This window comes from Burkholderia sp. Ac-20349 (genome assembly GCF_017104865.1).
Lineage (GTDB): Bacteria > Pseudomonadota > Gammaproteobacteria > Burkholderiales > Burkholderiaceae > Burkholderia > Burkholderia aenigmatica.
Map to the genome: position 1 here is coordinate 25,120 of NZ_JAAGPM010000078.1, position 12,467 is coordinate 37,586.

At 68.2% G+C, this 12,467-nt stretch carries 9 protein-coding genes and 1 pseudogene; 7 read left to right on the forward strand and 3 right to left on the reverse strand.

Going from position 1 to position 12,467, the window contains the following annotated elements; translation table 11 throughout:
• The first annotated feature begins 89 nt into the window (after positions 1-89).
• The 7 genes from G3N61_RS23915 (at position 90) to G3N61_RS23945 (ending at position 9,414) form a co-directional block, all read left to right on the forward strand.
• A complete protein-coding gene (locus G3N61_RS23915) occupies positions 90-1,427 on the forward strand; it encodes an NAD(P)-dependent oxidoreductase (protein WP_205823751.1) in 1,338 nt (445 codons plus the stop codon).
• A gap of 64 nt (positions 1,428-1,491) precedes the next feature.
• Positions 1,492-2,808, forward strand: coding sequence for an NAD-dependent dihydropyrimidine dehydrogenase subunit PreA (preA, locus tag G3N61_RS23920; protein ID WP_043185517.1), 1,317 nt, complete (start codon positions 1,492-1,494; stop codon positions 2,806-2,808).
• A 100-nt stretch (positions 2,809-2,908) separates the two neighbouring features.
• A complete protein-coding gene (locus tag G3N61_RS23925) occupies positions 2,909-4,417 on the forward strand; it encodes an NCS1 family nucleobase:cation symporter-1 (protein ID WP_043185520.1) in 1,509 nt (502 codons plus the stop codon).
• Positions 4,418-4,478: 61 nt separating this feature from the next.
• Entirely contained in the window at positions 4,479-5,936 is a 1,458-nt protein-coding gene (hydA, locus tag G3N61_RS23930; RefSeq protein WP_043185523.1) for a dihydropyrimidinase, read from the forward strand.
• A gap of 349 nt (positions 5,937-6,285) precedes the next feature.
• Positions 6,286-7,560, forward strand: coding sequence for a NupC/NupG family nucleoside CNT transporter (locus tag G3N61_RS23935; protein WP_043185528.1), 1,275 nt, complete (start codon positions 6,286-6,288; stop codon positions 7,558-7,560).
• Between the two features lie 39 nt (positions 7,561-7,599).
• Positions 7,600-8,916, forward strand: coding sequence for a thymidine phosphorylase (gene deoA / locus G3N61_RS23940; protein WP_205823752.1), 1,317 nt, complete (start codon positions 7,600-7,602; stop codon positions 8,914-8,916).
• A gap of 108 nt (positions 8,917-9,024) precedes the next feature.
• Positions 9,025-9,414 (forward strand): cytidine deaminase, encoded by a 390-nt coding sequence (locus G3N61_RS23945; protein WP_043185533.1) that lies wholly within the window; start codon positions 9,025-9,027, stop codon positions 9,412-9,414.
• Between the two features lie 34 nt (positions 9,415-9,448).
• Here the strand turns inward: G3N61_RS23945 and G3N61_RS23950 are convergent, their stop codons facing one another.
• The 3 genes and pseudogenes from G3N61_RS23950 to G3N61_RS23960 all read right to left on the reverse strand — a co-directional run.
• Entirely contained in the window at positions 9,449-10,564 is a 1,116-nt protein-coding gene (locus G3N61_RS23950; protein ID WP_043185535.1) for an aromatic ring-hydroxylating dioxygenase subunit alpha, read from the reverse strand.
• A gap of 239 nt (positions 10,565-10,803) precedes the next feature.
• Positions 10,804-11,547, reverse strand: a complete 744-nt coding sequence (msrA, locus tag G3N61_RS23955) for a peptide-methionine (S)-S-oxide reductase MsrA (protein WP_205823753.1) — start codon at positions 11,545-11,547, stop codon at positions 10,804-10,806.
• A 57-nt stretch (positions 11,548-11,604) separates the two neighbouring features.
• Positions 11,605-12,467 (reverse strand): annotated as a pseudogene (locus tag G3N61_RS23960) (cytochrome c biogenesis protein DipZ); the annotation flags it as partial.

Here is a 12,467-nt window from a genome sequence, read left to right on the forward strand (position 1 = left end):
GACCGTAGCATTCCTAAGAACGACCGCCCCGACTGTGCATTCACAGCCGGCGGGGACGGCTTTGTCTCCACCCAGTCGAAGGAACGCGTATGACCACCCAGCCAACCGGCGATATCGCCGCGCATCGCCTGTCGTCCACGCAACTCTCGTGCGAATTCACCGATATCGCGCCGCTGCTCGATCCGACTGCCGCAGCGGCCGCCGCCAGCCGTTGTCATTACTGCTACGACGCACCGTGCGTGCAGGCCTGCCCGACGCAGATCGACATCCCGAGCTTCATCCGCAAGATCGGCAACGGCAACCTGAAGGGCGCCGCGACCGACATCCTGTCGGCGAATCCGCTCGGCGGGATGTGCGCTCGCGTGTGCCCGACCGAGATCCTGTGCGAAGGCGCATGCGTGCGCAACCATCAGGATGCGCAGCCCGTTGCGATCGGCGCGCTGCAGCGGCATGCAACCGACTGGGCGATGGAGACCGGTGCAGTGCGCTTCACGCGCGCGCCCGACACAGGCCGCCATGTCGCGGTGGTCGGCGCGGGCCCGGCCGGGCTCGCGTGCGCGCACCGGCTTGCGCTCGCCGGGCACCGCGTCACGCTGTTCGACGCGCGCCCGAAGGCCGGCGGCCTCAACGAATACGGGATCGCCGCATACAAGACCGTCGACGACTTCGCGCAGCGTGAGGTCGAGTGGCTGCTGTCGGTGGGCGGCATCACGCTGAAAACCGGTGTCGCGCTTGGCCGCGACATCACGCTCGACGCGCTGCGCGAGCAGCACGGTGCGGTGTTTCTCGCGATGGGCCTCGGCGGCGTGCGTGCGCTTTCGATCGACGGCGAGCAACTGGCTGGTGTGATGAACGCGGTCGACTTCATCGAGCAGGTACGGCAGGCCGATGCGCTGGAGAACGTGCCGGTCGGGCGGCGCGTGGTCGTGATCGGCGGCGGCAATACGGCCATCGATGCGGCGGTGCAGAGCCGCAAGCTCGGCGCCGAGTGCGTGACGATGGTGTACCGGCGCGGCGTGGATGCAATGAGCGCGACGTGGGCCGAGCGCGAGTTTGCGCAGAAGAGCGGCGTCACGCTCGTCACGCACGCGAAGCCCGTGCGGATGGCGGGCGCGAACGGGCAGGTGACGGGTGTCGAATTCGAGGCGGCGTCAGGCGAGCGCTTCACCGTCGAGGCGGACATGGTGCTGAAGGCGATCGGCCAGACGCTGGTGCCGGACGCCATCGGCGCCGCGCTGCTGACGGCGGACGGCGCGCGCATCGCGGTGGACGCGGACGGGCGCACCGCCTGGCCCGACGTGTGGGCCGGTGGCGATTGCGCGGCGACGGGCGGTGTCGACCTCACGGTGCAGGCCGTGCAGGACGGCAAGCGCGCGGCTGCGTCGATCGACGCGGCGCTCGCGGAACGCGACGCGAAGGCTGCGTGACCGCATTACGCGCGTCACACACCACGAGCACAACGAACACGACCCCATTCTCACGGAGCCGAACATGGCCGACCTTCGCTGCACCATCGCGGGCATCACTTCGCCGAATCCCTTCTGGCTCGCCTCCGCGCCGCCGACCGACAAGGCCTACAACGTGAACCGCGCGTTCGAGGCGGGGTGGGGCGGCGTCGTCTGGAAGACGCTCGGGCTCGATCCGCACGTCGTCAACGTCAGTTCGCGCTACGGCGCGGTGCAGTGGAACGGTCAGCGCATCGCGGGGCTGAACAACATCGAGCTGATCACCGACCGTCCGCTCGACGTGAACCTGAGAGAGATCGCGCAGGTGAAGCGCGACTGGCCGGACCGCGCGCTGATCGTGTCGCTGATGGTGCCGTGCAACGAGCGCGACTGGAAATGGATCCTGCCGCTCGTCGAGGATACGGGCGCCGACGCGGTCGAACTGAACTTCGGCTGCCCGCACGGGATGAGCGAGCGCGGGATGGGGGCGGCGGTCGGACAGGTACCCGAATATGTGGAGATGGTCACGCGCTGGGTGAAGGAAGGCACGAAGCTGCCGTGCCTCGTGAAGCTCACGCCGAACATCAGCGATATCCGGATGGGGTCGCGCGCCGCGTACAAGGGCGGCGCGGACGGCGTGTCGCTGATCAACACGATCAACTCGATCGTCGCGGTCGATCTCGACCACATGGCGCCGATGCCGACCGTGGACGGCAAGGGCACGCACGGCGGCTATTGCGGCCCGGCGGTCAAGCCGATCGCGTTGAACATGGTCGCGGAGATCGCGCGCGATCCGGAAACGCCGAACCTGCCGATCTCGGGCATCGGCGGCATCTCGAACTGGCGCGACGCGGCCGAGTTCATGGTGCTCGGCGCCGGCAGCGTGCAGGTGTGCACCGCTGCGATGCACTACGGCTTCCGGATCGTGTCGGATCTGGCCGACGGGCTGTCGAACTGGATGGACGAGAAGGGCTACGCGACGCTCGACGACATCCGCGGCCGCGCGGTGCCGAACGTGACCGACTGGAAATACCTGAACCTGAAGTACGACATCAAGGCGCGCATCGACCAGGACCGCTGCATCCAGTGCGGGCTGTGCCATATCGCGTGCGAGGACACGTCGCATCAGGCGATCACGGCGACGAAGGATGGTGTGCGCCACTTCGAAGTGGTCGATTCGGAATGCGTCGGGTGCAATCTTTGCATGCATGTGTGTCCGGTCGAGCAATGCATCACGATGGAGCGTGTCGATTCGGGTGACTACGCGAACTGGACCACGCATCCGAACAATCCGGCGAGCGCGGAGGCGGGGGCGAGTGCGGGCGCGGCGGCACCCGAGAAGCACGCGAAGAAGGCTGCTTGACGGCGTACGGCGATGCGGGCCATCCTGCATCGCCGCCTTTCGTTCCACCCGGGCCGGCATCGCATGATGCCGGCGCTGACGTTGCAGTGGAGTGCGTTCGATGAATCACGCAGCGAATCCCGCCGATCCCGATAGCGCCGCGGCGCAGGGCGGCAGCCTGTACAACGACGACCTCGCGCCGACGACGCCGGCGCAGCGCACGTGGAAGTGGTATCACTTCGCGGCGCTATGGGTCGGGATGGTGATGAACATCGCGTCGTACATGCTCGCGGCCGGGCTGATCCAGGAAGGCATGTCGCCGTGGCAGGCGGTGATGACCGTGTTGCTCGGCAACCTGATCGTGCTCGTGCCGATGCTGCTGATCGGCCATGCAGGCGCGAAGCACGGGATTCCGTACGCGGTGCTCGTGCGCGCGTCGTTCGGCACGCAGGGCGCGAAGCTGCCTGCGCTGCTGCGGGCAATCGTTGCGTGCGGCTGGTACGGAATCCAGACCTGGCTCGGCGGCAGCGCGATCTATACGCTGCTGAACATCCTGACCGGCAACGCGTTGCACGGCGCGGCGTTGCCGATCGTCGGCATCGGGGTCGGGCAGCTCGCGTGCTTCCTCGTGTTCTGGGCGCTGCAGCTCTACTTCATCTGGCACGGCACCGATTCGATCCGCTGGCTCGAAAGCTGGTCCGCGCCGATCAAGGTCGTGATGTGCGTGGCGCTCGTGTGGTGGGCGACGTCGAAGGCGGGCGGCTTCGGCACGATGCTGTCGGCGCCGTCGCAGTTCGCGGCGGGCGGCAAGAAGGCCGGGCTGTTCTGGGCGACCTTCTGGCCGGGCCTGACCGCGATGGTCGGCTTCTGGGCGACGCTCGCGCTGAACATTCCCGACTTCACGCGCTTCGCGCATTCGCAGCGCGACCAGATGATCGGGCAGTCGATCGGGCTGCCGTTGCCGATGGCGTTGCTGTCGGTGGTATCGGTCGTCGTGACGTCGGCGACCGTCGTGATCTACGGCAACGCGATCTGGGACCCGATCGACCTGACCAGCCGGATGACGGGCATCGGCGTGGGCATCGCGCTCGTGATCCTCACGCTCGACACGATGTGCTGCAACCTCGCCGCGAATCTCGTCGGCCCGGCCTACGACTTCTCGAGCCTGTGGCCGAAGGCGATCTCGTATCGCACCGGCGGGATGATCACCGCGACGATCGCGATCGTGATGATGCCGTGGAAGATCCTCGCGACGACGGACGGTTACATCTTCACCTGGCTCGTCGGCTATTCGGCGCTGCTCGGGCCCGTGGCGGGGATCCTGATGGTCGACTACTTCCTGATTCGCGGCACGCGGCTCGACACGCGCGCGCTGTTCGACGAGCGCGGCGGCTTCAGCTACGCGCGCGGCTGGAATCCGGCTGCGTTGGCCGCGCTCGCGATCGGCGTGCTGCCGAACCTGCCCGGCTTCCTGCATACGGCCTTTCCGGCGTCGTTTCCGAACGTGCCGGCGTTCTTCAACACGCTTTACACGTACGCGTGGTTCGTCGGCCTCGTGCTGGCGTCATGCGTGTACGGCACCTGGATGAAGTGGCGCGCCGGACAGCGCGCGCAGATCGCGAGCGCATGACGCACGCGATGCATGCGATGCGCTTGATGCGGCACCCGACAGTCAACGAGGAGGCAACCCAATGGCAATCCTGATTCGCGGCGGCACCGTGGTCGATGCGGACCGCTCCTATCGCGCGGACGTGCTCTGCGCAGCGCCGGAGGACGGCGGCACGATCCTGCAGATCGCCGAGCAGATCGACGCACCGGCCGGCGCAACTGTCGTCGATGCGCACGACCAGTACGTGATGCCGGGCGGCATCGATCCGCATACGCACATGGAACTGCCGTTCATGGGCACGACCGCGAGCGACGATTTCTACTCGGGGACGGCCGCCGGGCTCGCGGGCGGCACGACCAGCATCATCGACTTCGTGATCCCGAGCCCGAAGCAGCCGCTGATGGACGCGTTCCACGCATGGCGCGGCTGGGCGGAGAAGGCGGCAGCCGACTACGGCTTCCACGTGGCCGTGACGTGGTGGGACGACAGCGTGCACCGCGACATGGGCACGCTCGTGCGCGAGCATGGCGTGTCGAGCTTCAAGCATTTCATGGCGTACAAGAACGCGATCATGGCCGACGACGAGGTGCTCGTGAACAGCTTCTCGCGTTCGCTCGAGCTTGGTGCGCTGCCGACCGTGCACGCGGAAAACGGCGAGCTCGTGTTCCAGCTGCAGAAGGCGCTGCTCGCGCGCGGGATGACGGGGCCGGAGGCGCATCCGCTGTCGCGGCCGCCGGAGGTCGAGGGCGAGGCCGCGAACCGCGCGATCCGCATCGCGCAGGTGCTTGGCGTGCCCGTGTATATCGTGCATGTGTCCGCGAAGGACGCGGTCGATGCGATCGCGCGTGCGCGCAGCGAAGGGCTGCGCGTGTTTGGCGAGGTGCTGCCGGGCCATCTGGTGATCGACGAGGCGGTGTATCGCGATCCGGACTGGACCCGCGCGGCCGCGCACGTGATGAGCCCGCCGTTCCGCTCGGCCGAGCATCGCGAGGCGCTGTGGCGCGGGCTGCAGGCGGGGCAGCTGCACACGACGGCAACCGACCACTGCGTGTTCTGCGCGTCGCAGAAGGCGATGGGCCGCGACGATTTCACGAAGATCCCGAACGGCTGCGGCGGGGTCGAGGATCGCATGTCGGTGCTGTGGCATCACGGCGTGAATCACGGCCGCATCACGCCGAACGAGTTCGTGCGGATCACGTCGACGAACGCCGCGCAGATCTTCAACCTGTATCCGCGCAAGGGTGCCGTGCAGGTGGGCGCCGATGCCGATCTCGTCGTGTGGGATCCGGCCGCGACGAAGACGATCTCGGTGAAGACCCATCACCAGCAGGTCGACTTCAACGTGTTCGAGGGCATGACGGTGCAGGGCGTCGCGACGCACACGCTGACGCGCGGCGCGCTCGCCTGGGCGGACGGCGACTTGCGCGCGGTGCGTGGCGCAGGCCGCTATCTGAAGCGGCCGCCGGCGGCGAGTTACTACGAGGCCGCACGGATCGCGAACCGGCTGCGCGAACCGCATCCGGTCGAGCGCGCCGGCTGAACGGCGCATCTCGCGTGGGGCGTGTCGGTTCGAACGACACGCCCCGTGCTTGAACCTGCTTTCCCGTTCGTGCCGGCATCGCTCCGGCCCGAACCTGCCTCCTCTCCGCATCGCGTCAATTCTCTCAATATTTGGGACGCATCGAGCGTGATCTCGTCTTGCCGATCTCCCGGTACATAGAAGAACTGAGCAAGTCGACACGACACGCGACGCCGCGCAAACGCGGCCATTTTGTTTGCGTTGTCGGCATGCATGCCGGCGAGTAATATCCACCGACGGCGTTGCGCAGGTGTGCCGGGCCGGGCCGCCCGCCGAACAGTCCAACAACATCGAGAGCAAGGAGTACGAGGTGGATATTCTGCGCAGTCTCCTGGGTATGCTGTTCCTGCTGCTGGTCGCCTATCTGCTGTCGAACAACCGGCGCGCAGTGAGCGGCCGGACCATGATCGCCGCGCTGTGCACCCAGCTGGCGATCGGCGCACTGGTGCTGTTCGTGCCGTCGGGCCGCACGGCGCTGGCGGCAGCGGCGAACGGCGTCAATCGCGTGCTCGACATGGGCAATCACGGCATCGCGTTCGTGTTCGGCGGGCTGGTCGACAGCCGGATGTTCCAGCTGTTCGGCGACGGCGGGTTCGTGTTCGGCCTGCGCGTGCTGCCGATGATCATCTTCGTGACTGCGCTGATCGCGGTGTTGTACTACATCGGCGTAATGAAGTGGATCGTTGCGATTCTTGGTGCGGCGCTGTCGAAATTGCTCGGCGTGAGCCGCATCGAGGCGTGCTCGGCGGTGGCGACGATCTTTCTCGGGCAGAGCGAGATGCCCGCGCTCGTGAAGCCGTTCGTGCGGAACATGACGAGTGCCGAGATCTTCACGGTGATGGCAAGCGGCATGGCGTCGGTCGCAGGCTCGGTGCTGGTCGGCTACGCCGGCCTCGGCGTGAGGATGGAATACCTGCTCGCCGCGTCGTTCATGGCGGTACCCGGCGGGCTGCTGTTCGGCAAGCTGCTGTATCCGACGGTTGAGCCGAGCCGCGTCGTGGTCGACGGGCTCGACTTCGACGACAAGCGCGCCGCCAACGTGATCGAGGCGGCGGCGTCCGGTGCGTCGGTCGGGCTGCGGATCGCGATCAACGTCGGCGCGATGCTGATCGCGTTCGTGGGGCTCATCGCGCTGATGAACCTCATTGTCGGCGGCGTGGCCGCGTTCGCGGGCTTTCCGCAGATCACGCTGGTCGGTATCATCGGCCACCTGTTCGCGCCGCTCGCGTGGATCATCGGCGTGCCGTGGCACGACGCGACGCTGGCCGGCAACTTCATCGGCGAGAAACTGATCTTCAACGAGTTCGTCGCGTATGGCGACCTGTCGCCGTACCTGAAGGGCGGCGCGCACGTCGCGGCGGCCGGCCTGCAGGTACTCGACCCGAAGACGCTCGCGATCGTGTCGTTCGCGCTGTGCGGCTTCGCGAATTTCTCGTCGATCGCGATTCTCGCGGGCGGCTTCAGCGCGGTCGCGCCCGAGCGACGCTCGGAAGTCGCGCGGCACGGCCTGCGCGCGCTGACGGCCGCGACGCTGTCGAACCTGATGAGCGCCGCGATCGCCGGCCTGTTCTTCTCGCTGCATTGAACCGCGCAGCAGACTCCGACCGACCGAGGAGAGGCATCGATGTTTTTACCGCAGGAATTCATTCGCCGGAAGCGCGACGGGCAGCCGCTCGATCGTGACGGGATCGCCGCGTTCGTCCGCGGCGTGACTGACGGCAGCGTGACCGAGGGCCAGGTGGCCGCGTTTGCGATGGCCGTGTTCTTCAACGACCTGAGCACCGACGAGCGCGTCGCGCTGACGCTCGCGCAGCGCGACTCGGGCGACGTGCTCGACTGGCGCGCGCTCGATCTCGACGGGCCGGTGATCGACAAGCATTCGACCGGCGGAGTCGGCGATGTCGTGTCGCTGATGCTCGGGCCGATGGTGGCCGCGTGCGGCGGCTACGTGCCGATGATCTCGGGGCGCGGGCTCGGCCATACCGGCGGCACGCTCGACAAGCTGAGCGCGATACCCGGCTACGACGTGACGCCCGATACGGACGCGTTTCGCCGCACGGTGCGCGACGTCGGCGTCGCGATCATCGGGCAGACCGCGCGGCTGGCGCCGGCCGACATGCGCATCTATGCGATTCGCGACGTGACGGCGACCGTCGAGTCGGTCGCGATGATCACCGCGTCGATCCTGTCGAAGAAGCTCGCGGCGGGACTCGACGGGCTCGTGATGGACGTCAAGGTCGGCTCCGGCGCATTCATGCCGACCGCCGAGCAGTCGGCGGAACTGGCCCGCAGCATCGTCGACGTCGGCAACGGCGCCGGCATGAAGACGACCGCGATCCTCACCGACATGAACCACTCGCTCGCGCCGTGCGCGGGCAATGCGCTCGAAGTGGCGTGCGCGATCGACTACCTGACGGGCAAGTCGCGACCGGCGCGCCTGCATGACGTCACGATGGCGCTTTCCGCAGAGCTGCTCGTCACCGGCGGGCTGGCACGCGACGTCGCGCAAGCGCGCGCGAAGTTGCAGCACGCGCTCGATTCGGGCGCGGCGGCGGAACGCTTCGCGCGCATGGTCACGGCGCTCGGCGGCCCCGCGGACCTGCTCGATGCGCCCGCGCGTCATCTTGCGCAGGCGGACGTGATCGTACCGGTTCCGTCGCGCGCGAGCGGCGTGGTGCAGCGGGTCGATTGCCGCGCGCTCGGACTGGCGGTCGTCGCGCTCGGCGGCGGGCGCACACGCGCGGCGGATGCGATCGATTACCGCGTCGGCCTGACGGCGCTCGCGGAGATCGGGCAGCGTGTCGAAGCCGGCCAGCCGCTCGGTTACGTGCATGCCCGCGATGCCGCTGCCGCGACGCACGCGGTGGACGCGATCCAGCGCAGCTACGTGCTGGGCGAGACGGGTGACGCGCCGCCAACCCTCTATCAGCGGATCGGCTGACCGAGCGCCGGGGCAGACACAGGGATCGCTTTACGTCACGGGCGTATCGTGACGGCCGGGATGCGGCTGCGCCGAACCATCCCGGCACACAATCGGAGGCACGACGAGATGGAACGACACGAACTGATCGAAGCGGCGAAGGCGGCGCGGGAACGCGCATATGCGCCGTATTCGCGCTTCAAGGTCGGCGCGGCGCTGCAGGCGCGCGACGGGACGATTTTTCATGGCTGCAATGTCGAGAACGCGTCCTACGGGCTCTGCAACTGCGCGGAGCGCACGGCGATGTTTTCGGCCATCGCCGCCGGTTATCGTCCGGGGGATTTCACGCGGCTCGCGGTCGTCGGCGACACGGATGGCCCGATCGCGCCGTGTGGTGCGTGCCGTCAGGTGATCATCGAGATCGGCACGCCCGACATCGAGGTGATCCTGGCCAACCTGAAAGGGGCCGTCGAAGTCACGACGGCCCACGCATTGCTGCCGGGCGCATTCCGGTTGTAACGGCGCGCATTCCTCACGAGACGCGCCGCACGCATCACGCGCCGTCGCGCGCGTCGCGGATCGGAATCACCGTGCGTGCGCCGCACTGGCGCAGCAGGTCGCGCAACTCGTTGATGACCGGAAACACCTCGTGGTTCCAGTCGGCACCCTGGCGATCGTGCGCTTCCTGCTCGCGCTCGACGATCCAGCGATCTTCGCGGAAGATGCGCTCGGTGAACCAGACGAGCAGCGGCCACGCGAGATCGAGTGCGAACGGGACGCCGGGCTTGTGGATCGACAGCACGCCGAACGTGCGGTTGGTGCGCTGTTCGGCGTCGAGCGGCACGTAGACGATCCACAGGTCCATCACGAGCGTGCCTTCGGTCGAGCGGATCTGCAGCGTCTGGTACGGATAGCCGGTGCGCACCGTCATCACGCTCTTGTCGGACTGCTCGGCCGTCTTCTTGCTGGCGCCGAACACGAGCGCCTCGCCGACCGGCTGCTTGCCTTCCAGCCGCGCGAATGTGTAGTCGACCTCGACCCAGTCGTCGCCGCGCCGGCGGCCGAGCGCGCGCGCGCGCATCTGCCCCATCTGCTTGCGGTGCAGGAACTGATGGTTCATGTCCATCAGGTTCTCGTGCATGAACGAGTAGTGGCACTTGACCTCGCGGCCGAAGCGGCGCGTCTTGTATGCGCGGTTGTCCGCCGAATCGAGCGCGGGGAACGGCTGCGAGTCGGCGAGCGTCGCGTCGCCCGGGAACACGAAGATCAGCCCGTGCGCTTCGCGGCACGGATAGGCGCGCACGCCGTTGGGCAGGCGCTCGCGGCCGAGGTACGGCACGTCGACGCAGCGGCCGCTGTCGCACGCGTAGGTCCAGCCGTGATAGCAGCAGCGCAGCGTCTCGCCGCTCACGACGCCCGCGTGCAGCGGCACCTGGCGGTGCGCGCAACGATCCTCGAGCGCGTACACGGCGCCGGATTCGGTGCGCACGAGCACGATCGGATCGCCGGCGAAGCGCACGCCGAGCGTCTTGCCGCGTTTCAGCTCGCGCGACCACGCGAGCGGGTACCAGTGATCGGGATGAATCGGCACGCGGCGCAGGTCGCGCACGGCCGCGCCGGAAGAGGGTTCTCCAAGGGTGCCGCTGTCGGGGAAGGGCACTGCACGCATGCGTGACGTCTCCAGGCTGGACTGGGATTCCGGGCGCCGCATGACGCGGCGGGGATCTGGAGAAGTCTACGCGAAGTTGCCTGTCGCGGCGGACGCGATGCGGGTTTGCCCCGGCACGGCAGCCGCGGTTTCGTTGATGCAGCGCAACCCGGGCCGAAGGCGGCGCCGGGTGGCGGTGCGTGGCCGTACGGGCCTCGGCCGCGCGGCGGGCGTCGCCCCGTCACGCGGCCGGGAGACGGTCACGAGCGCGCATCGCGCCACAGTACCGCGTCGGTGCGGTACAGCGCCGGGAAGTACTGCTTCAGCCCGGCGATCTTCGGCATGTCGTTGTACGCGATGTACGGCGCGTCGGGATGCAGTTCGAGGTAGTTCTGGTGATAGGCCTCGGCCGGGTAGAACCCTTTGTAGTCCTCGACGCGCGTGACGACGGGCGCCGGAAACACGTGCGCGGTGCCGAGCTGCGCGATGTAGGCGGTCGCGACCGCGCGCTGCTGCGCGGTGGTCGGGAAGATCGCCGACCGGTATTGCGACCCTTCGTCGGGGCCCTGCCGGTTGAGCTCGGTCGGATCGTGCGCGACCGAGAAGAACACCTGCAGCAGCCGGCCGTACGTGATCCGGGTCGGGTCGTAGACGATGCGAACCGATTCCGCGTGCCCGGTCAGCCCGGAGCCGACGAGCGCGTAGTGCGCGGTTTCGGACGCGCCGCCCGCATAGCCGGCCGTGACCTGCTTCACGCCCTTCACGTGCTCGAACACGCCCTGCACGCCCCAGAAGCAGCCGCCGGCGAGCACGGCCGTCTCGTCGTGCGATGCACCGGGCGTTTCGTCGAGCGTCGGCGCGGGCACGGTGCGCATCGGCTCGGCGGAATTGACGATGCGCTGGTAGCCGAACACGGCGGCGGCCGCGACGGCGATGGCGCCGATGCGGCGCAGCATCGCCGTGCGCCGTTGCGGTGCGGCATCGCGAGTGGAGATCGGGGTCATCTTTTGCTCCTGTCGAATGGGGCGGGGAACACGGCGGCCAGGTGGCGGCGCACGCGATCAACCGAAAGTGAATGCATACGCATCGACACCGGGATCGAGAAACTCGATCGCGAACGTGCGATCGGCGATCGCACCCGGCTGCCGGACGAGCTGATAAAGGCGCTGGCCCGTGACGGTGCCGTAGCCCTGCGCGTCGACGTCGGCGCCGTGCGCGGCACCGGGCGCCGCGCCGTCGAGCGTCACGCGAAAGCGCACGGGCTGGCCGTTCGCGCCCGGGCCGAGCACGAGGTGCAGGTCGCGTGCGTGGAAGCGGTAGACGATCCGGCCGTCGGGGGCGGTGAGCGATGCACGCTCGGCGCCGACATTCCAGGTGCCCGCGAGGCCCCAGTCGTTGAGGTCAGGCCGGGCCGGCGCGTCGTAGCGGTGTGCCGCATCGCGCACGGCGCCGCCCGGCGACGTGAAGCTCTCGGCCCGCGCGTAGCCGACATAGGTCTCGGGCGAGCGCACGTCCGCGCTGTCGGCTGCCGCGAGCGCGCCCTTCGCGGGCGCCCCGGCCAGCCCGAGCGGCACGTTCAGCGCTTCCGGATGACCGGCTTCCGCGAGCAGCGACTGGATCGCGCGTTCCGACTGCGCGTATTCGCCTTCGCCGAAGTGGTGATGGCGAACGCGCCCTTGCGCGTCGATGAAGTAGTGCGCCGGCCAGTATTCGTTGTTGAAGGCGCGCCAGATCGAATAGCCGTTGTCGATCGCGACCGGGTAGTCGATGCCGAGGTCGTGCACGGCCTTCTTCACGTTGCCGATCGGGTAGCGATACTGGCTTTCCATCAGCACGCGGCCGTCGTCGAACAGCGGGATCACCATCACCGCGCCCGGATGCTGGACGTATTCGCGCGTGGCCTGCTTGCCGTCCGGCAGACGGA